This is a genomic window from Olsenella sp. An290 (assembly GCF_002159535.1).
Lineage (GTDB): Bacteria > Actinomycetota > Coriobacteriia > Coriobacteriales > Atopobiaceae > Thermophilibacter.
The window spans coordinates 14,048-32,953 of record NZ_NFIU01000004.1; the positions used below are offsets into that span (position 1 = coordinate 14,048).

General features: G+C 69.2%; 19 protein-coding genes. 16 read left to right on the forward strand and 3 right to left on the reverse strand.

Annotated features, from left to right (window positions below):
- Positions 1-29: 29 nt before the first annotated feature.
- On the forward strand, positions 30-482 hold the full coding sequence (locus B5F84_RS03670; RefSeq protein ID WP_158094478.1) for a C-GCAxxG-C-C family (seleno)protein: 453 nt from the start codon (positions 30-32) through the stop codon (positions 480-482).
- Positions 483-510: 28 nt separating this feature from the next.
- Here B5F84_RS03670 and B5F84_RS03675 read toward each other — a convergent pair whose 3' ends face one another.
- Complete coding sequence (locus tag B5F84_RS03675; RefSeq protein ID WP_087320951.1) at positions 511-1,107, reverse strand: metal-dependent hydrolase; 597 nt, start codon at positions 1,105-1,107, stop codon at positions 511-513.
- Positions 1,108-1,742: 635 nt separating this feature from the next.
- Between B5F84_RS03675 and B5F84_RS03680 the strand changes: the two genes are divergently transcribed.
- The 8 genes from B5F84_RS03680 to B5F84_RS03715 all read left to right on the forward strand — a co-directional run bounded on the left by B5F84_RS03680 (position 1,743) and on the right by B5F84_RS03715 (position 9,765).
- Positions 1,743-2,084, forward strand: coding sequence for a thiamine-binding protein (locus B5F84_RS03680; RefSeq protein ID WP_087320954.1), 342 nt, complete (start codon positions 1,743-1,745; stop codon positions 2,082-2,084).
- Position 2,085: 1 nt separating this feature from the next.
- Positions 2,086-2,874, forward strand: coding sequence for an ABC transporter permease (locus B5F84_RS03685; protein ID WP_204205493.1), 789 nt, complete (start codon positions 2,086-2,088; stop codon positions 2,872-2,874).
- Entirely contained in the window at positions 2,864-3,892 is a 1,029-nt protein-coding gene (locus tag B5F84_RS03690) for an ABC transporter substrate-binding protein (RefSeq protein WP_087320958.1), read from the forward strand. The genes B5F84_RS03685 and B5F84_RS03690 overlap by 11 nt, the downstream gene beginning before the upstream one ends.
- 3 nt (positions 3,893-3,895) lie before the next feature.
- Positions 3,896-4,678, forward strand: a complete 783-nt coding sequence (locus B5F84_RS03695) for an ATP-binding cassette domain-containing protein (protein WP_087320961.1) — start codon at positions 3,896-3,898, stop codon at positions 4,676-4,678.
- A gap of 319 nt (positions 4,679-4,997) precedes the next feature.
- Positions 4,998-6,143 carry a hypothetical protein gene (locus tag B5F84_RS03700; protein ID WP_087320963.1) on the forward strand — a complete coding sequence of 382 codons (1,146 nt, stop codon included), beginning with the start codon at positions 4,998-5,000 and terminating at the stop codon, positions 6,141-6,143.
- A gap of 24 nt (positions 6,144-6,167) precedes the next feature.
- Positions 6,168-7,787 carry a VWA domain-containing protein gene (locus B5F84_RS03705; RefSeq protein WP_087320966.1) on the forward strand — a complete coding sequence of 540 codons (1,620 nt, stop codon included), beginning with the start codon at positions 6,168-6,170 and terminating at the stop codon, positions 7,785-7,787.
- 79 nt (positions 7,788-7,866) lie between these two features.
- Positions 7,867-8,553, forward strand: a complete 687-nt coding sequence (locus tag B5F84_RS03710; protein WP_143786044.1) for a hypothetical protein — start codon at positions 7,867-7,869, stop codon at positions 8,551-8,553.
- 36 nt (positions 8,554-8,589) lie between these two features.
- On the forward strand, positions 8,590-9,765 hold the full coding sequence (locus B5F84_RS03715; protein ID WP_087320972.1) for a toxic anion resistance protein: 1,176 nt from the start codon (positions 8,590-8,592) through the stop codon (positions 9,763-9,765).
- A 23-nt stretch (positions 9,766-9,788) separates the two neighbouring features.
- Here B5F84_RS03715 and B5F84_RS03720 read toward each other — a convergent pair whose 3' ends face one another.
- On the reverse strand, positions 9,789-10,538 hold the full coding sequence (locus B5F84_RS03720; protein WP_087320975.1) for a DeoR/GlpR family DNA-binding transcription regulator: 750 nt from the start codon (positions 10,536-10,538) through the stop codon (positions 9,789-9,791).
- 221 nt (positions 10,539-10,759) lie between these two features.
- Between B5F84_RS03720 and B5F84_RS03725 the strand changes: the two genes are divergently transcribed.
- Positions 10,760-11,380, forward strand: a complete 621-nt coding sequence (locus B5F84_RS03725; RefSeq protein WP_087320978.1) for a hypothetical protein — start codon at positions 10,760-10,762, stop codon at positions 11,378-11,380.
- Positions 11,381-11,561: 181 nt separating this feature from the next.
- Here B5F84_RS03725 and B5F84_RS03730 read toward each other — a convergent pair whose 3' ends face one another.
- Positions 11,562-12,965, reverse strand: coding sequence for an aminopeptidase (locus B5F84_RS03730; protein ID WP_087320980.1), 1,404 nt, complete (start codon positions 12,963-12,965; stop codon positions 11,562-11,564).
- Positions 12,966-13,181: 216 nt separating this feature from the next.
- Between B5F84_RS03730 and fba the strand changes: the two genes are divergently transcribed.
- The 6 genes from fba to B5F84_RS09555 all read left to right on the forward strand — a co-directional run bounded on the left by fba (position 13,182) and on the right by B5F84_RS09555 (position 18,906).
- Complete coding sequence (fba, locus tag B5F84_RS03735; RefSeq protein WP_087320983.1) at positions 13,182-14,054, forward strand: class II fructose-1,6-bisphosphate aldolase; 873 nt, start codon at positions 13,182-13,184, stop codon at positions 14,052-14,054.
- A 362-nt stretch (positions 14,055-14,416) separates the two neighbouring features.
- On the forward strand, positions 14,417-15,997 hold the full coding sequence (locus B5F84_RS03740) for an amino acid adenylation domain-containing protein (protein ID WP_087320986.1): 1,581 nt from the start codon (positions 14,417-14,419) through the stop codon (positions 15,995-15,997).
- 602 nt (positions 15,998-16,599) lie between these two features.
- Positions 16,600-17,184: an MBOAT family O-acyltransferase gene (locus B5F84_RS09670; protein ID WP_239378232.1), complete on the forward strand. Its 585-nt coding sequence runs from the start codon at positions 16,600-16,602 to the stop codon at positions 17,182-17,184.
- A 5-nt stretch (positions 17,185-17,189) separates the two neighbouring features.
- Complete coding sequence (gene dltC / locus B5F84_RS03750) at positions 17,190-17,444, forward strand: D-alanine--poly(phosphoribitol) ligase subunit DltC (protein WP_087320989.1); 255 nt, start codon at positions 17,190-17,192, stop codon at positions 17,442-17,444.
- Entirely contained in the window at positions 17,444-18,733 is a 1,290-nt protein-coding gene (gene dltD, locus B5F84_RS03755) for a D-alanyl-lipoteichoic acid biosynthesis protein DltD (RefSeq protein WP_239378233.1), read from the forward strand. The genes dltC and dltD overlap by 1 nt, the downstream gene beginning before the upstream one ends.
- Positions 18,733-18,906: a hypothetical protein gene (locus tag B5F84_RS09555; protein WP_158094479.1), complete on the forward strand. Its 174-nt coding sequence runs from the start codon at positions 18,733-18,735 to the stop codon at positions 18,904-18,906. Before dltD ends, B5F84_RS09555 begins: the two co-directional genes overlap by 1 nt.

An 18,906-nucleotide genomic window follows, 5' to 3' on the forward strand; every position in this document is an offset into this window, starting at 1 on the left:
TTGGCGGAGCTTCGACGGAGGGGGAGACCATGACGGACAGCGTGAGCATTGCGGCGGTTGAGGCTGCCGCCCGGGCCAACAACCGGCCGGGACCTGACCACATGAACTGCGGGGAGTCCGTGATCGCGGCGCTCTGGGACGCCTTCGAGCCCGACTTCCCGCGCGCGGTGGTGGCCGCGGGCGCCGGCATGGGCGCGGGCATTGGCGGCTCGGGCTGCGTCTGCGGCGCGCTCGCGGGCGCCGTGGTTTTTCTCGGCCTCATGATGGGGACCAAGGAGCGCGCCAAGCCGCTCGCGGCCGAGCTCCATGACGCCTTTCGCGACGGGACGGCCCGTCACGCCACGTGCTGCCGCGTGCTCACGCGCGGGATGGACTGGTGGGGCGACGAGCGCGTCTCCCAGTGCCAGGACCACTGCGCGCTCGCGGCCGGTGCCGCGGCGCGGGTGCTCTGCCGCGAGCTCGGCGTGCGCGCGGAGGCGTAGCGGCCCTTCTGGCTGCAGGCGGGCTTCCCTAGCCCAGCGCCGTCCAGATGACGACTGCCGCCAGAGCGAGCGCCGCCACGAGCAGGCACGCGTCCACGACCCCGCCGGTCTTGCAGAGGCCGGCGCTCGCCCGGGCGGGCAGCGGCCAGAGCAGGCGCATCCCCCGGTGGGTGAGCGCGTCGAGCGCGAGGTGCGTGGTAAAGCCGAGCGCCACGTAGGGGGCGAGCGGCGGGCAGATGAGGTGCGTGGCCGCGGCAAACCCTGCCAGCGCGAGCACCGAGTGCGAGAAGGACCGGTGGGCCGAGAGCCGTGCCGCGCAGGCAAGGGCGGCGAGCCCCGCGGCCCCGAGCGCGAGCGCCCCGAGGCCTCGTTCCGTCGCAGCGCGCAGGAGGGGCCCGCCGTGCGTCGCGTCCAGCAGGAGCGCGGCGGCGAGCAGCGCGGCCGCCGAGGCGCGCACGAGGCGCTCGCGCCAGGGGTGCGCCGTGTCGCGCACGTCGAGGTCCGGCAGCGCGGCGCCGACCGCCCCGCCGGCTGCCGCTGCCGCCAGGCCCGCGAGCCCCGCCGCCGGCCCTGCGGCCGCCAGCGCCGCGGCCGCGCCCACGGCGAGGTGCGTCCGTCCGGTCATGCGTCCTCCCTCCCTTCGCGCCTGCTGCCCTATGGTAGCGCCGGTTGTTCCCGCCGGGAGAGGTGGGGTTTTGTGTGGGTGACGTCCGGGGCGCCCCGCTCGGGGCGGCTTCGGGCTGAAATCCTTCGGGATTGGGTGACGTCAATCCTTCGGGATTGGGTGGCATCTTTGATGCCCAGATCGGGAAATGGGCGGTTACGCGTGGTCACAGAGCACGCGTTCTTCTCGCCACCTGCGGTTTTGTCGGATGCCGTGCGGCCATGGGTGCCCCTTGCATCAAAGATGCCACCCAATTCCGGAAGTAGGCCGCCCGCCACATCAAAGATGCCACCCAATTCCGGAAGGTAATCCCGAAGGAGGCCCGCGGGAGGAAGCCCTCGCGTCGGGCCCCGTCGCCCGCGGCCGAGACGAACCTCGCGCCCGCGTCAGCCTGCCGTGCTACACTGTCACCGACAACGGGGGGCTGGCGCACGCCGGCTGAGATTGGGTCCAGGATCGTCGGCGGGGGCGCCGGCGCGCGGCCCTGACCCAGGAACCTGATCCGGGTAATGCCGGCGTAGGGACCAGCGGGGACGCGCCCGCACCGAGGCACCTACGAGAGACGGGGTGCCTCGAGCACCCGGAAGGGAGGGCGCGTGAACTGCTCGATCGCAATCCAGTTCCTGCCCATGGATGCCACCACCGACGACGCCACGTGCGACGCGGTGGACGCCGTCATCGCCTACATCGACTCCACGGGGGTGGACTACTTCGTCGGCCCGTTTGAGACGGCGATCGAGGGCGACTACGAGACCTGCATGGAGATCCTCAAGAACTGCCAGCTCGTGGGTGCCAGGGCGGGCTGCCGCCACATGATGACCTACGCCAAGATCAACTTCCGGCCCGAGGGCGAGGTCATGTCCACCGAGCGCAAGGTCGGCAAGTACCACCCCGGCGACCCCGAGTTCGCCGAGAAGAGCGCGGACGCGGCGGCCTAGGGTGGCGTCGCGTCCCGAGCCCAGCCGCGCCCGTCGCGTGCTCGCCCCGCTCGTTGCCGTCGTCGCGCTGCTCGTCATCTGGGAGGCCCTCGTCGACGTGGGCGTCATCCCCAGCTTCATGCTGCCGGCGCCGTCGCAGGTGGTCATGGCGCTCGCCGAGGACGCGCCGCTCCTTCTGGAGCACTCGCTCGTCACGCTCGGCGAGGCGGCGGCCGGCCTTGCCGGAGGCGTTGCCCTCGGCTTTGCGTTCGCGCTGCTCATGGACCGCTTCGAGACGTTCTACCTGGCCTTCGAGCCGCTCATGACGATCTCTCAGACCATACCCACCATCGCCATCGCGCCGCTTCTGGTGCTCTGGCTCGGCTACGGGGCGCTGCCCAAGGTCGTGCTCGTCATCGTGACCACCTTCTTCCCGGTCACGGTCTCGCTCGCCTCGGGCTTCCGCTCGGTCGACCCCGACGTCGTCGACCTCATGCGCACGATGAACGCCTCGCGCTGGCAGATCTTTCGGTACGCGAAGCTGCCCGCCGCGGCCGACCAGTTCTTCTCGGGCCTCAAGATCTCGGCCACCTACGCCATCGTGGGCGCCGTGATCGCGGAGTGGCTCGGCGGCAGCGTGGGCCTGGGCGTCTACATGACGCGCGTGCGCAAGTCCTTCTCCTACGACCGGCTCTTTGCCTCGATCATCATCATCTCGATTCTGTCGCTTGGGCTCATGAAGCTCGTCGAGCTCGCCCAGCGCGCAGGCATGCCCTGGAAGAGGGCGGAAAGGAACAAGAATGAGCGATAGGAACCTCGACAGGCGCCAGTTCCTCGCGGCCGCGGGCGCGGCCGTTGCGACCACGGCGCTCGTCGGCTGCGGCGGTACGGGCGCGGGCGGCACGACCCCGGCCGCGGAGGGCGAGAAGACCCACATCTCGTTTGTCCTCGACTACACGCCCAACACCAACCACACGGGCATCTACGTGGCGCTCGCCCAGGGCTACTTCGACGAGGAGGGCCTCGACGTCGAGGTCATCCAGCCGCCCGAGGACGGCGCCGACGCGCTCATCGGCTCCGGCGACGCCCAGATGGGCGTCTCCTACCAGGACTACATCGCCAACAGCCTGGCCTCCGACCACCCGATGCCCTACTCGGCCGTGGCCGCCGTCATCCAGCACAACACCTCCGGCATCATGAGCCGCGAGGAGGACGGCATCACGCACCCGGCCGCGATGGAGGGGCACACGTACGCGACCTGGAGCATGCCCGTCGAGCAGGCCACGGTGCGCCACTGCGTCGAGGCGGACGGTGGCGACTGGTCCAAGGTCGAACTCGTCACCACAAGCGTGACCGACGAGGTCAGCGGCCTGCACGCCAACATGTTCGACACCGTGTGGGTCTACGAGGCCTGGGCCGTCCAGAACGCCGTCGTGCAGGACTTCCCGTACAACTACTTCAGCTTCATCTCGATCGATCCGGTCTTTGACTACTACACGCCGGTCATCGCCGCCAACGACGACTTCGCCAAGGAGAACCCCGAGGCCGTGAGGGCCTTCCTGCGCGCGGTCAAGAAGGGCTACGAGTACGCGATCGAGAACCCCGACGGCGCCGCGGACATCCTCTGCGAGCAGGTGCCCGAGCTCGACGCCGATCTCGTTCACCAGAGCCAGGCCTATCTTGCCGACCAGTACACCGCCGACGCGGAGAGCTGGGGCGTCATCGACCCGGAGCGCTGGGCGGCCTTCTACCAGTGGCTGAACGACAACGACCTCGTCGAGAACAAGCTCGACGTCAACGCCGGCTACGACCTCACCTTCCTGGAGTAGCGCATGACCACGGCTGGCGAGAAGAACGCGCAGGTCCCGGCCCTCTCCGCCGAGGGGCTCACGCTCTCCTGGGACGGGGAGCACGTCGTGGTGGCGGACGTTACCGTCGACGTGGCGCCCGGCGAGGTCTGCTGCCTCGTCGGCCGCTCCGGCTGCGGCAAGACCACGATCCTGCACGCGCTCGCCGGCCTCACGACGCCCGTGTCCGGCCGCGTCCTCCTGCACGGGGAGGACGTGACCGGGCGTCCGGGACGGGTGAGCTACATGCTCCAGAAGGACCTGCTGCTGCCGAGCCGCCGCATCATCGACAACGTGTGCCTGCCGCTCGTGCTCGCCGGCATGCGCCGCGACGAGGCGCGAGCCAAGGCGGCGCCCTTCTTCGAGCGCTTTGGCCTCGCGGGCTCGGAGCTCAAGTGGCCGAGCGAGCTTTCCGGCGGCATGCGCCAGCGCGCGGCCTTCCTGCGCACCTACCTCATGGGCGCGGACGTGACGCTGCTCGACGAGCCCTTCTCGGCGCTCGACGCCCTCACGCGTACGGAGGTGCGCCAGTGGTTCGTGGGCGTAGCGGCCGAGCTTGGGCTCTCCGCCCTGGTGATCACGCACGACGTGGACGAGGCCGTCTCCATGGCGAGCCGCATCTACGTGCTCGCGGGGGCGCCCGCCGCGGGCGAGCCGAGCCACGTCATCGGCGAGGTGGCGGTGACGCGCCCCGCGGGCGAGCGGAGCTTCGAGCTCACGGACGAGTACCTCGCCGCCAAGCGCCAGGTCATGGCGCTGCTGGGGTAGGGCCGCGGGGCGCCGTGCTCGGGGTGACGGGCGCTCCGTCTCGCCTCAAGCGTTCTCCGCGAAATTTCGTCACTTTGAGGGCTTTGGAACCGTTTCCAAGTGACGATATTTCGCGGAGAACTGCATCGCGCGCCTTGCGGAGAGTTGCCCGCGCGGCCCGCGGACAACCACGGCTGGACGTCGCGACCACCGTCCCCTAGACCGCGTCAGGTGCCCGTAAGGCGTCCGTAAGGCTCACGAAAGGTCCGCCCCCGCAGGTGGGGAGAGGACCGCCCTCAGACGTATCGTTGAGTCACGGATACGTTGGAGGGGAGGTCTGGTGGGCTCGAGAGCCAAGACGCTGGTGGCGGGCGTTGCCCTCATTCTGGTTGCGGTCGTGGTGGCGGGCGCCATTGCGCTCGGTCCGGGGCTGCTCGGCGCGGGGGCCTCCGCAGATGACGCCCCCGCCACCCAGCAGGAGCTCACCGTGGTCCACGGAGTCATCGGCTCGGAGAAGGAGTCACTCTTCGCCGATCCCGAGGCCAAGGAGATCTTCGCCCGTCATGGCCTCGACGTTCAGGTCACTACGTCGGGCTCCTGGGCCATGGCGGAGCGCGCGGACCTCACGCAGGCAGACTTCGCCTCGCCCTCCTCGGAGGTGGCCGCCGCGCACCTCACGGACGTCCACGGAGACGCCGTCCTCTCCACCTCGACGCCCTTCTACTCGCCGCTCGCAATCGCCACCGGTGGCACCGTGCTCGACGTGCTCGCGGCAAACGGCCTCGCCGAGCAGCGCGACGGCGTGTGGTACCTCGACATGGCCGCCTACCTCGATGCCGTGGCAAGCGGCCGGCGCTGGACGGACCTTGCGGGCTCCGAGGCCTATCCCTCCAGCAGAAACGTCATGATCACCACCACCGACGTGCGCTCCTCCAACTCCGCCCTCATGTACCTCGGCCTCGCGAGCTATGTCCTCAACGGCAACGCCGTGATCACGAGCGAGGACGCCGCGCGCGAGCAGGCCGCGTCCTCGCTTGCCCGGCTTTTCCTCGACCAGGGCTACTCGCAGTCGTCCTCCGCGGGGCCGTGGGAGTCCTTCCTCTCCAAGGGCCCCATGAACCAGCCGCTTACGCTTATCTACGAGAGCCAGTACCTCGAGGCCCAGATGAACGAGCCCACGCGCGTGACCTCCGAGATGCGCATCTGCTACCCCGACCCCACGATCTTCTCGGACCACGTGGTCGTGGCCTTCTCCGAGGCCGGCCAGCGGGTCCAGGACGTGCTGGACAACGACCCTGACATGGCGCGCGTCATCGCCCGGCACGGATTTCGCGTGAACGGTGCCAACTCGGGGGCCTTCTCCGAGCAGGTGAGCGAGGCCGGCCTCACGGGCTATGCCGCCGACGGCACCTTCATCGACGTCGCGCAGGCGCCCAGCTACGAGGTTGCCGACGCCATGCTCCAGACCATCGAGGCGCTCTACTAGGCGCCGGGGAGGAGAAGAACCGTGATGAACGCACTTGTTACTCGCCGCCGATGGCTCGCCGTTCTTCTCGCCCTGGGCTGCGCGCTCGGCGGGGCGGTCGCCCTGTCCGCATGCGGGGACGGAGGGCCAGCGGCGAGCGAGTCTGAGGGAGAGGTCGCCGGAGAGGGCTCCGACCCCGACCCCGCGGTCGACGTCTCGGGCACGACGCTGCGCGTGCTCGCGGGCTCCGAGGTCCAGGACATGCAGCCCATCCTGGACGATGCCGAGGAGGAGCTTGGCATCACCGTGGAGCTCACCTACGCGGGCACGCTCGACGGCACGGAGGCCGTCATGGCGGGGGATGCCGACTGCGACGCCACGTGGTTCCCGTCCAACGCCTACATGAGCCTCTTCGACCAGAAGGCGGCGCTCGTGAGCCAGGAGACCTCGATCATGCGGACGCCCGTGGTGCTGGGCGTGCGGGCCGAGCGCGCGGCCGAGCTCGGCTGGGACGACAAGAGCCCCACGTGGGCCGAGGTCGTGGACGCCGCCGCCTCGGGCGCGTTCTCCTACGGCATGTCCAGCCCGGTCTCCTCCAACAGCGGCTTCTCCGCGCTGGTGGAGCTCGCGACGGCGCTCTCCGGGACGGGCGCTGCCATCACGGCCGACGACGTCACCGCCGTGGCAGCCGACCTCTCGCGTTTTGCGCAGGGCCAGAAGCTGACGAGTGGGTCCTCGGGCTGGCTCATGGAGGCCTATGACAAGGACTCGTCCGCCGTCGACGGGGTCTTCAACTACGAGTCGCTCGTCCTGCAGGACCCGGGCCTCGTGGAGGTGATTCCCCAGGACGGCGTCATCACCGCTGACTACCCGCTCACGCTGTTCGCCGGTCGCGGGGAGAAAGTCGAGGCGGCCTACCGGGCGCTCGTGGACTACCTGCGCCGCGACGACGTGCAGCGGCGCATCGCGGACGAGACGTTCCGCCGCACGGACGCCACCACGGCAGACGACGCCGTGGCCGCCTTCGAGATTCCCTTCCCCAACCGCCTCGAGACGGTGCGCGCCCTGCTCTCCAGCTGGGTCTCCGACGTGCGCAAGCCCGCCAACATGGTCTTCCAGATAGACACCTCGGGCTCCATGGAGGGCGAGCGCCTCGACGCGCTCAAGGCCGCGCTCGTCTCCCTCACGGACACCGGGGCGGACGGCACGACCTCGCTCCTCACGTTCCAGCCGCGAGAGACGGTGCACTTCGTCGAGTTTGGCTCGGAGATCAAGAGCGAGAAGGACCTCGAGGTGGCGGCGGACGGAGACCTCTCCGACGTGCGCGCCTACGTGGAGGGGCTTCGCACGGCGGGCAACACGGCAATCTACGGCACCCTCCAGCGCTCCCTCGAGCTGGCGGCGCAGAGCCGCTCGGACGACAACGTGACGTCGGTCGTGCTCTTCTCGGACGGGGAGAACACCGACTACCCGGGCATCGCCGAGTTCTCCTCCTGGTACGAGGCCACGCCCGAGGTCCAGGGCATCCCCGTCTACGCGATTCTCTTCGGCGAGGCCAGCAGGGCGGAGATGGAGCAGCTCACCCAGCTGACGGGCGGGCGCGTCTTCGACGCCGAGAACGGCGACCTCACGGCCGCCTTCAAGGAGATTCGTGGCTATCTGTAAACTGGGGACGGGTTTGTTCTCTCAGAGAAAACGGGACAGGTTGGGGGTGCCCGCCACGTCGCCACGGATGGGAGGTTCGATGCCAGGGGAACGGGGCCTCGTGCTCGGGATGTCGGCGACGGTCTTCGTCGTGTTCTGCGTCTCCGCCCTTCTTGCCTCGGGGCTCGCCGCTCAGGTGGCGCTCGTGGTCGTCGGCGCCCTCATGTCGGCGGGCTCGTGGCTGCTGCTCACCTCGCTCAACATGCCTCGTCACGTGGCGGCGATAGACCTGGACGCGCTCGTCGGGGCCGACCCCACGCTCAAGGAGTCCGCCGAGGCCGTGAGCGGCATGGCGGGCCGCATCGACGAGGCGTGCGCCGCGGACAGCCCCCGCGGCATCGCGGCGGAGTCCGAGCGGCTGCGGGCCCTCGTGTCCTCCATGGCGGAGCTCGTGGATCTGCCCGAGTTTGCCACGGCCGGGGCGGAGGAGGACCGCCACCTCGTCCTCTCGCTTGCCACCACATGGCTGCCGGGCGCCTGGGACCAGCTTGTGACCAACGTCCGCTACCTGGGGTTTGGCGGTCGGGCGAGCTCGCGCGCCAGGCGGAACGTGACCGCGCTCGACGAGCAGTGCGCGCACGTCGCCGGCGCGCTCGACCGCATACGGACCAACATAGTCGACGGGGCCTCCGCGAAGATCGAGACGGGCTCCGACTACCTGCGCCAGCGTCTCGGCCATCGGTCACCCGAGCTCTCCTTGGGGGAGCCTCCCGATGACCTCTCGTAGCCGACGGAACGATCTGACACTTGGAGAGGAGCCATCATGGCACACGACCTTCTCGACGCGCCCGACGACAGCTTCGATCTGGAGGTGACGCCGGCGCCGGAGCCCGTCAAGACCGAGGGCGCCCTCGCGCAGGTGCCCGCGCCAAGCCCCGAGGAGCTCCTGCGCCTGAGCGGCAACGCCAGCTCCTGGGTTGCCAAGGTGGCCGCCCTGCCGCCCCAGAGCCTGGAGTTCAAGCAGGAGGTCGACGCGATCTTCGAGGTGGGGTCCGACGCCTTCCGGGAGACGGCCAGCACCTCGAGCCGCTTTCTCGAGCAGTCCCTGGTGACGTCGAAGAGCGGAGGCGCCCAGGAGCAGGTCTCCAGGAGCCTCGTGGACCTGCGCAACGAGGTCGACGAGCTCGCGCCGGGGGAGGACACCTTCGCCGAGCGCCTGCTGGGGGCCCTGCCCTTCGCCAATCGCGTGAAGCGCTACTTCAAGCGCTACGAGTCCAACCAGCAGCAGCTCAACGCCATCCTGCTGTCGCTCGGCAAGGGGCAGGACCTGCTGCGCAGGGACAACGCCGCCCTCAACGTGGAGCGCCGCAGCCTCTGGGGCAACCTGGGCACCCTCAAGCGCGCCTACGAGCTGCTCACGAGCATCGACGGCGAGCTCGTGGCGCGCATCGACCGGGAGCGTGCGGCGGGAAACGCCGAGCTGGCGGCATCGCTCGAGAGAGACGCCCTGTTCGCGGTGCGCCAGCGTCGCCAGGACGTGCAGACGCAGGCCGCCGTGACCATCCAGGCCTACCTCTCGATGGGCATCATCCAGCAGAACAACGACCAGCTCGTGCGTGGCGTCGAGCGCGCCAAGACCACCACGGTGACCGCGCTGCGCACGGCCGTGATCGTGGCGCAGTCGCTTGAGAACCAGAAGCTCGTGCTCGACCAGATCGACGCGGTCAACAAGACCACGGACGCCATGATTGACCGCACGAGCAAGCTCCTGCAGGAGAACTCCCTGCGCACGCAGCAGCAGGCGGTCTCGAGTGGCGTCTCCCCGGAGACGCTGCGCCGGGCCTATGATGCGGTCTTCTCCACGCTTGACAGCATCGACAAGTTCCGCGAGCAGGCAAACGAGTCCTTCTCCAAGACCATTGACGTGCTGAACGACCAGCTCCAGCGCGCCCACGCCTATGCCGAGCGGATGAGCGTCGACAGGGGGTCAGAGGCGTAGAGCGCGTTCCAAAAGGACGCAGCCTACTCGGCGCAGACGAGCTCCACGCCGGCGGCGGCGAGCTCGGCGCGCGCCTCGTCGCTCACGTGCACGTCGGTTATCACGCAGACGTTCTTCTCGCCCAGCGCAAGCGGCACGGTGCCGTGGTGGCTGAACTTTTCGCTCTCCGTGAGCACCACGACGCGTTCCGCGTGCTCCGCCATGTCGCGCACGGCCTGGGCGCGCATCTGGTCGCAGTTGGTGAAGCCGGTGCGCTCGGAGAAGCCGTCCGTACCCACGAACAGCAGGTCGACGAAGAACCCCTCGACGCACTGCCGGACCATGGGCCCCACCGTGGTCTGTGCGTCCTTCTGGTAGATGCCACCAAGAAGGACCGTCTGCACGCTCGCCGTGTCGCGGACGTAGGCCGCGATGAAGGCGCTGTTGGTGACGACGGTGACGTCGCGGCCCTGGGCGGCGAGCTCGGCGGCGAGCAGGGCGCAGCAGCTGCCGTTCTCTATCATGACGGTGTCGCCGTCGTGTACGAGCTCCGCGGCGCGCCGGGCGATGGTGCGCTTCTCCTCGTAGTGGTAGGCGAGGCGGCCCTCGATGTTGTCCGTGCTGCGCAGCATGGCCCAGCCGTGCTCGCGACGGATGAGGTCACGGCGCTCGAGCTCCGTGAGGTCCTTGCGCATGGTGACCTGCGAGACGCCGAGTTCCTCGGCGAGGGCTGAGACCTCCACGCGCTCGCGCTCGGTCAGGATCTCCAGGATGCGGTTGGTGCGTGAGGGCATAAGTTGAACTACCGAACGCGTAGCTTGGGAAATGTGGCCGTCTGGCCGCAAAATCCCGAGCTACGCGCTCTTCTCGCCATGCGCAATCCGAGATCTCTGCAAAGGGTCCTGCCCGGCCCGGCCGCCCTGGCCCGCGACGTAAGCGTTGCGCAAGGGATGCCGGCCAAGCCAACATTTCCCCTTGCGTCAGGCTAACGTTGTCCTGAGAGCAGAGGGGGTATATGGAAGCGCACGAGGACGATACGTACGCGAGGCTCAAGGCGGCGATGGAGGAGGCGGAGGCGAGCGAGTCCCCCGTGGAGTCCGCCCGTGACCGCCGGCGCCGCTATCTGGCGATTGCCTTGATTGTGATTGTTCCCCTGGCCGTGGTCAGCTACGTCGTGTGGGGGCTCATCGGCCTTTTTACCTTGGGCAAGACGGACGAGGGGCCGATTGCGGTGGTGTATCGGCTCGTGGGCGTTCCAGGCTGGCTTGCCATCTTCTCCTTTGGCGTCGTGGCGGTGGCGCAGCAGCTGCGCGACGACTTCAAGGGCGTGGGCGAGCGCATCTTCGGGGCGGTCATCATCGCGCTCATGGTGTGTACCTGCTACGTCTTCGTGGGGCAGCCGCTGCTGGACATTCCGTACCTCTTCGATCCCGTGCGCGTCGAGCTGCACGATGTCGAGACGAGGGACGTGAGCGGCGAGAGCGGCGCGACGTACTACCTCCGTGGCGTCGACGAGGCCGGCAAGGAGTGGGAGTTCCGGATCAACAGCGATACGTTCCTCAGCTGGGACCGCGACCGCACCACCGCCACCGTGACCGGCCTCCCCAACACCCAGGTGACGCTCGCCATCGAGTGACCCTCCCCGCGCCCTCCAGAAGGTGGAGCCCTGAGCGACGGCCACCAGGAGTTCCTCACGCCGCTGCAGACAGCCGCTCACGCAAGAGGCCGCCCCTCCGACCTGCTAGGCAGAATCTTCCGCAAAGCGCAGTTCTGCGTGCAGGTCGGAGGGACGGCCGTCGCTGCCGTAACGAAGTCTCCTATGCGAGCTTGAGGAACTCCTGGTAGCCGCGGTAGGCCTCGTAGACGTCGGCCTTGCTGGTGGTCTCCCAGGGCGCGTGCATGGAGAGCACCGGCACGCCGCAGTCGATGACGCTCATGCCATAGGTGGCTAGGATGTAGGCGATCGTGCCGCCGCCGCCGGCGTCCACCTTCCCGAGCTCGGCGGTCTGCCAGTGCACGCCGCCCTCGTCCATGACGCGGCGGATGGTGGCCACGTACTCGGCGTCGGCGTCGTTGGAGCCGCCCTTGCCGCCGCGGCCGGTGAACTTGTTGAACGTGAGGCCGTGGCCCAGGTACGCGGAGTTCTTGGGCTCGAAGACGCTCGCGAAGGCGGGGTCAAAGCCAGCCGAGACGTCGCTCGAGAGCATGTTGGAGCGCGCGAGGCAGCGACGCAGCGCGAGCGGGCCACTCTCGCCGGCGAGCTCGAGCACCTCGGCCATGGTGTCCTCGAAGAAGTGGCTCGTCATGCCGGTGGCGCCCACCGAGCCGATCTCCTCCTTGTCCACGAGCAGCGTCACCGCGGTGCGCGCGGGCGTCTCGCAGTCGAGCTGCGCCACGAGGCTCGTGTAGGCGCAGACGCGGTCGTCCTGGCCGTAGCCAAGGATCATCGAGCGGTCGAGGCCGAGGTCGCGGGCGGGGCCGGCGGGCACGACCTCGAGCTCGGCGGAGAGCAGGTCCTCCTCCTCGATGCCGAGGGTCTCGCGCAGGATGGCGACGACGTTGGCCTTGACGGGGTTCTTCTCGGCGTCGTCGTTCTTCTCGCCCTCCTCGATGACGAGCGGACGGTTGCCCACGAGGACGTCGAGCATCTCGCCCTCGATGACCTCGGAGGCCTTCTTGCCCATCTGCTGGGCACCGAGGTGGGGGAGGAGGTCCGTGATGCAGAAGACCGGGTCGTCATCGTCCTCGCCGATCACCACGGGCACGACGCTGCCGTCCTTCTTGGCAACGACGCCGTGGATGGCGAGCGGCATGGTGACCCACTGGTACTTCTTGACGCCGCCGTAGTAGTGCGTGTCCAGCGTGACGAGCTCGTTTCGCTCCTCGACGGGGTCCTGCTTGATGTCGAGGCGCGGCGAGTCGACGTGGGCGCCGAGGATGTTGACGCCGTTCGTGAGGGGCTCGGTGCCCAGGTGGAGGAGCATGAGCGTCTTGCCGCGGTTGACGGCATAGACCTTGTCGCCGGCAGCGAGCGGCTCGCCGGAGGCGATGCGGTCGGCGAGGTCGACGTAGCCGGCCTCCTCGGCCATGGCCACGCCGGCCGCGACGCACTCGCGCTCGGTCTTGTTCTCGGAGAGGTACGCCTTGTAGCCCTCGCAGAGGTAGTGCAGGCGGTCGAGCTGCTCGGCGGTGTAGTCCTTCCAGGCGTTCGGGCGATCCATGTGGTGGTGGCTCCCTTCTCGTAGGTACATGACAGCCCCCGATTCTACCATCCGGCGACCGCGTGGGGCGGCCCTCCCGCTGCGGGGGCGACGGCAGGCAGCCCGCGGCTGTCCGCAAGGTGAAAAAGTTGGCGATGCCTCGCGGCAACGGGCCCGGGAGAGGGTATGATAGACATGCATTGTTCTGTCGGGCTTTTCCAACTTGTGGAGGTAAACATGCTCGTCAACGCCGCTGCCATGCTGAAGGCCGCCGAGAAGGGTCACTACGCCGTTGGTGCCTTCAACACCAACAACCTCGAGTGGGCCACCGGCATCCTGATGGCCGCCGAGGAGCTTCAGTCCCCGGTCATCATCCAGTGCACCGCCGGCGCCGCCAAGTGGCAGACCAGCTACAAGGTCGTTGCCGACCTCGTCAAGAACCTCGTCGAGGACATGAACATCACCGTCCCGGTTGCCATGCACCTCGATCACGGCTCCTATGACGACGTCTTCAAGTGCATCGAGGCCGGCTTCACCTCCGTCATGTACGACGGCTCCCACGAGGAGAGCTTCGAGATCAACCTCAAGCGCACCGAGGAGGTCGTCAAGGCCGCCCACGCCAAGGGCATCTCCGTCGAGGCCGAGGTCGGCGGCATCGGTGGCACCGAGGACGGCGTGACCGCCAAGGGCGAGCTCGCCGACCCCGCGCAGTGCAAGGCCATCGCCGACCTGGGCGTCGACTTCCTCGCCTGCGGCATCGGCAACATCCACGGCATCTACCCCGACAACTGGGAGGGCCTGTCCTTCGACCAGCTCGCCGCGATCAAGGCCGAGACCGGCGACCTGCCGCTCGTCCTCCACGGCGGCACCGGCATCCCCGTTGACCAGATCCAGAAGGCCATCTCCCTCGGCATCTGCAAGATCAACGTCAACACCGACCTCCAGCTCGTCTTCGCCGAGGCCACCCGCAAGTACATCGAGGAGGGCAAGGACCAGCAGGGCAAGGGCTTCGATCCCCGCAAGCTCCTCAAGCCCGGTCGTGACGCCATCGTCGCTCGCACCAAGGAGCTCATGGTTGAGTTTGGCTCCGACGGCAAGGGCTGGGCGTAGCAAGAAAAGCGCGCGCCGGGCGAGAAGAACCCTCGCGCCGCATAGGTAACGCCGACGCCCGGTCCCGCCGCACGCGGGGCCGGGCGCCTTTCTGTGGCGCCGCCCCAAAGCCCGGCCCCTGGGCGCGAAGAGCGGGTCGCTGCTGCGATATCGCAGGTGAGGGGCCTCTTGGGCCGTTGGTCCCCGTGCGCGCCGACGGCGCGCAGCGGTTGGGGGGTCCCGTGCAGCGTGCGCCGGGCCACGTATTCAGCTGACTTTATACTTTTTCTCCCCTTTGTGCCGATGCGCGCAGGGTGCCTCCCGGCAGGTCCCCGCGGCCCTACCATGCCCCGTGACATGCTCCAGGTTTAAGGGGGACGGGCATGGGCGATTCTGCAAACGAGCTGCTCGAGGCGGTCAGGAAGAACGCTCTTGCGGCGCCGGGCGCCCCGGCTTTCAGGTCGGCGGACGGCATGGTGACGAGCTACGGTGAGCTCTGGGGCCTCGCGGGGGCGCTCGCCTCCGCGCTCGTGCGCAACACCCGCGGGCGCGGCCCCGTGCTCGTGCTCGGCGAGAAGGACGCGCGCACCGTCGCCGCGTTTCTCGCCTGCCTCATGAGCGGGCACGCCTTCGTCCCGGTGGACGCGAGCCTCCCCGCCGCACGCGTGCGCGACATCGCGGGGCAGATCGAGCGGCCCGTCCTTCTTGCCACCTGCGCGCTGCCGGACGAGCTGCGCTCGGTTCTTACGGGCTGCGAGCTGCTCGACGCGGACGGCCTGCTCCGGGAGCCGGCGGGCGAGGTGCCCGACCGGCGGGTCTGGGTTGCGGGGGACGAGACCCAGTACGTGATCTTCACCTCCGGATCCACGGGCCGCCCCAAGGGCATCGAGGTCAGCGCGGACAACGTGGTCGCCTTCATGCGCTGGCTCGTGGGCTTCCCGGTCATCCGCGACGGGGGGCGCGCCTTTCTCGACCAGGCGCACTACTCCTTCGACCTCTCCGAGTACGAGCTCGTGGGCGCGCTCGCCACGGGCGGGTGCCTCTGCGCGGTGGGCGGCGCCGACGAGATGGACTTCTCGCGGCTCTTTGCGGGACTCGCCGCCTCGGGCCTGGAGGTGTGGGTCTCCACGCCCTCCTTCGCGGACCTCTGCCTTGCCGACCCATCCTTCCGCTCGGAGCTGCTGCCGCGCCTGCGCCTCTTCCTGTTCTGCGGGGAGACGCTCCACCACACCACGGCGGCCGCGCTCGCCGAGCGCTTCCCGGACGCCGTGATCGCGAACACCTACGGGCCCACGGAGTCCACCGTCGCCGTGACCTACGGGGAGATCGGCGCTGCCGAGCTCGCGGACCCCGAGCCGCTGCCGGTGGGCCGCCCGCGCCCGGGGACCGAGCTCTTGATTGTGGACCACGAGACGGGCGCGCGCCTTCCCGCGGGGGAGACGGGCGAGATCGTCATCTGCGGGGACACCGTGGCCAAGGGCTACTACGCAAACCCCGAGAAGACGGCCGCGTGCTTCTTCGAGACGACCCTCGCCGACGGCACGCCCGCGCGCGGCTATCGGACGGGCGACCTGGGGCATCTCGACGGGCGCGGCGTCCTGCACTGCGCGGGCCGGCTCGACTCGCTCGTGAAGGTGAACGGCTTTCGCATCGAGCTCACCGAGGTCGAGGGGGCCCTCGAGGGGATGGCAGGCATCGAGCAGGCGGCCGTGGTGCCGCGCGAGGCCCGGGGCCGCGTCACGAGCCTCTCGGCGTTCGTGGTGGTTGACCGCGGCGCGCTTGCCCGTGGGCTCGGGCTGGCCGGCGGGGTGCCGGGGGACTTCGAGCTCTCCCGTGCGCTCAAAGCGGCGCTCGGGCGCACCCTGCCCTCCTACATGGTGCCCCGTCGCATCCGCGTGATCGACGAGATGCCCCTCACGGCCAACGAGAAGATCGACCGCCGCGCGCTCGCGAGCCGCGGGTGACCCGAGGTGGAGTTCTTTGCCGACCCTGCGTTCTTCGTGCTCCTCGCCGCCGCCGTGGCGGTGGCGGCCGTGCTCGGCCTGACGGGGCACTCGCTCCAGCGCTGGGGCCTTGTGACCTCGGTCGTGTTTCTCGCCTGCCTGCTGGGCTCGGGGACGCAGGCCGTGGCGCTCGTCTCGTTTCTCGCCGTCGCGCGCGCGTGCGTGGTGGTCCTGGCGGGCCACCCGGACGACCAGCGGCTCTTCTACGCGTCCGCCGGCCTCACGCTGCTGCCGCTCGTGGTCTACAAGCTCACCGCGGGCAGCGTCTCGCTCTGGGGCTTCGCGGGCATCTCGTATGTGACGTTCAAGGCGCTCCAGGTGGTCTTTGAGGTGCACGACGGGCTCATCGGGCGCGACGAGCTAGGCCTTCTCGACTACCTGAGCTTCCTGCTCTTCTTTCCGCAGTTCACCTCCGGCCCCATCGACCGCAGCCGCCGCTTCCTCGCGGACGCCCACCGCGTCCCCGCGCGCGACGAGTACGCCGGCATGCTCGCGCGCGGCATCCTGCTGCTGCTCGCCGGCATGGTCTACAAGCTGGTGATCGCCCAGGTCGCGCAGCGCTGGTGGGTGCTCGAGCCCTGGGGGGACGCCCCTGGCTCGCCGAGCTGGCAAACCAGGTACGCATCGCCTATGCCTACGCCGCCTACCTCTTCTTTGACTTTGCGGGCTACAGCCTCATGGCCATGGGTGCGAGCTTTTGCCTGGGCATCCGCTGCCCGCGCAACTTCCGCGCGCCGTTCCTGGCGTCCGACGTCATCGACTTCTGGAACCGCTGGCACATCACGCTCTCCACGTGGTTCAGGGACTTCGTCTTCATGCGGCTCACGCGCGCCCTCATGCGCTGCGGGCGTCGGCGTGGCTGGGGCTGGGCGCGCGACCGCGTGCGCGTGGCGCAGGCGGGGTTCGTGGCGGACATGCTCGTCATGGGGTGCTGGCACGGACTCACGCCCGACTACCTGGGCTACGGCCTCTACCACGGGGTCCTTCTCGCCGCCAACGAGTGGCTCCAGAAGCGCTCCGGGTTCTATCGCGCGCACCGGCGCGACCGCTGGATGCGCGCCCTCATGTGGTTCGTGACGCTGCAGCTGGTGATGCTGGGCTTTGCGATCTTCTCCGGCCAGATTTCCTATCTCGTGAAGGGAGCCTGATTGACATGGCAGATGGCGACGTGACGGTCCGGGAGAGGGTGCTCGACCTCCTCGTGGACGTCTGCGGGGACGACGCGGTGCGGGACCACCTGGACGATGACCTCTTTGAGCTGGGGCTTCTTGACTCGATGGGTGCTATCGAGCTGCTCGTGGGCATAGAGGACGAGCTGGGCGTGTCCATCGCGCCCACGGCGGTGCCGCGCGAGCAGATGAACACGCCCAACAAGATCGTCGCGCAGGTGGAGAAGCGGGTGGCGTGATGCGCGGCAGGAAGGGGCGTGGCGAGAAGGACGACGCGGCCGCGGCCGCCTTGGGGCGCCCCCGTCGCCGGATGGGCCCCGGCGTGCGGCTGCTCCTTGCGGTGGCGGCCGGGCTCGTGGTGGCCGCGGCGGGGCTCGTGGCGCTGGACGTGCTGCTCCCCGGCAACGGCCCCGCCGATCCCTCGCGAATCTACGACTACGTCTATGCCGACGGCAAGTCGGAGAACGCGGACTTCGTGCTCGCCAACATGTCGGACGACTCCTACCTCTGCCTGGGCTCCTCGGAGTTCTACATCTCAAAGGACAAGGTGAGCATGTGCCCGCAGGCCGTCTTTGGGGAGAACGTGACCGGCGTGGACATGACCTTCGTGGGCCAGGGCTACGACCAGAGCCTCTGGCAGGCCATCGCCGCCGGCGCCTACGGGGGCCGCGTCAGGAACAAGAAGGTCATGATCGTGGTCTCGCCGCAGTGGTTCTTCAAGGGCAACGGCGACCAGGACAAGTTCGAGAGCAAGTTCTCCTACTCGCTCTACCGCGCCTTCGCGCAGAACCCAAGCATCTCCGATGAGACCAAGGCCTACGTGCGGCGGCGCTGCGAGGAGCTGGGCGTGGACACAGGCCAGCTCGCGGCCGCCGCGCAGGACACGCCGCTCGACGCGGTGAACGACTGGTTCCTCTCGCTTGCGGACGGCTGGCGCCTGCGCTCGGAGGTGCCCGGGATCGTGGCCATTGCGCCCTCCAAGAGCCCGGCGCGCGCGGCGGGGGAGCCCACCGGCGAGCCCGACTGGGACGCCCTGCTGGACGCGGCGCGCGCCGAGGGGGCGGCGTCCTGCACCACCAACGACTACGGCGTCTATGACGCGTACTGGGAGAAGAACCACACCTACATGCCCGAGCTCTTCGAGAACTTCCACGAGGCGGACGACGAGTACGCGGATCTTGCCTGCCTGCTCGAGGTCTGCCGGGAGGCGGGCCTGGAGCCGCTCGTGTGCATCCTGCCCGTGCACGGGGCGTGGTATGACCTCGCCGACGTCTCCGCCGAGGAGCGCGCGGCCTACTACCAGCGCATCCGCGGCATCTGCGACGAGGCCGGCGCGGCCTATGCGGACTTCTCGAGCTGCGAGTACGAGAAGTACTTCCTGTGCGACACGGTGCATCCCGGCTGGGTGGGCTGGGTGCGCATCGAGCGCGCGCTCTACGACTTCGTGAACGGCCGCGACGACGACTTCCTGGGCGGCGCGGACCTTGGCGACGCGCCGGGGCTCGCCGCGGAGGGAGGTGGCTCGTGATGCCGGGCAGGAAGGACCTCGCCGCGCGGGCCCGCACGTGGCTGGAGGCGCGCCCGGGGCTGCTCGCGGCGGGCGCGTTTCTCGCCGTGGTGGCGCTCGTGGCGGTGATCGCGTGGTTCCTGGTGTTCTCGGGTCTCTCGGGGCCGGTGCAGTTCATCTATGACAGCTTCTAG

Coding starts and splice junctions, on each gene's coding strand:
- B5F84_RS03670 (WP_158094478.1), top strand. CDS start 30: ATGACGGACAGCGTGAGCATTGCGGCGGTTGAGGCTGCCGCCCGGGCC.
- B5F84_RS03675 (WP_087320951.1), bottom strand. CDS start 1,107: ATGACCGGACGGACGCACCTCGCCGTGGGCGCGGCCGCGGCGCTGGCG.
- B5F84_RS03690 (WP_087320958.1), top strand. CDS start 2,864: ATGAGCGATAGGAACCTCGACAGGCGCCAGTTCCTCGCGGCCGCGGGC.
- B5F84_RS03695 (WP_087320961.1), top strand. CDS start 3,896: ATGACCACGGCTGGCGAGAAGAACGCGCAGGTCCCGGCCCTCTCCGCC.
- B5F84_RS03705 (WP_087320966.1), top strand. CDS start 6,168: ATGAACGCACTTGTTACTCGCCGCCGATGGCTCGCCGTTCTTCTCGCC.
- B5F84_RS03710 (WP_143786044.1), top strand. CDS start 7,867: ATGCCAGGGGAACGGGGCCTCGTGCTCGGGATGTCGGCGACGGTCTTC.
- B5F84_RS03715 (WP_087320972.1), top strand. CDS start 8,590: ATGGCACACGACCTTCTCGACGCGCCCGACGACAGCTTCGATCTGGAG.
- B5F84_RS03720 (WP_087320975.1), bottom strand. CDS start 10,538: ATGCCCTCACGCACCAACCGCATCCTGGAGATCCTGACCGAGCGCGAG.
- B5F84_RS03725 (WP_087320978.1), top strand. CDS start 10,760: ATGGAAGCGCACGAGGACGATACGTACGCGAGGCTCAAGGCGGCGATG.
- B5F84_RS03730 (WP_087320980.1), bottom strand. CDS start 12,965: ATGGATCGCCCGAACGCCTGGAAGGACTACACCGCCGAGCAGCTCGAC.
- fba (WP_087320983.1), top strand. CDS start 13,182: ATGCTCGTCAACGCCGCTGCCATGCTGAAGGCCGCCGAGAAGGGTCAC.
- B5F84_RS03740 (WP_087320986.1), top strand. CDS start 14,417: ATGGGCGATTCTGCAAACGAGCTGCTCGAGGCGGTCAGGAAGAACGCT.
- dltC (WP_087320989.1), top strand. CDS start 17,190: ATGGCAGATGGCGACGTGACGGTCCGGGAGAGGGTGCTCGACCTCCTC.
- dltD (WP_239378233.1), top strand. CDS start 17,444: ATGCGCGGCAGGAAGGGGCGTGGCGAGAAGGACGACGCGGCCGCGGCC.
- B5F84_RS09555 (WP_158094479.1), top strand. CDS start 18,733: ATGCCGGGCAGGAAGGACCTCGCCGCGCGGGCCCGCACGTGGCTGGAG.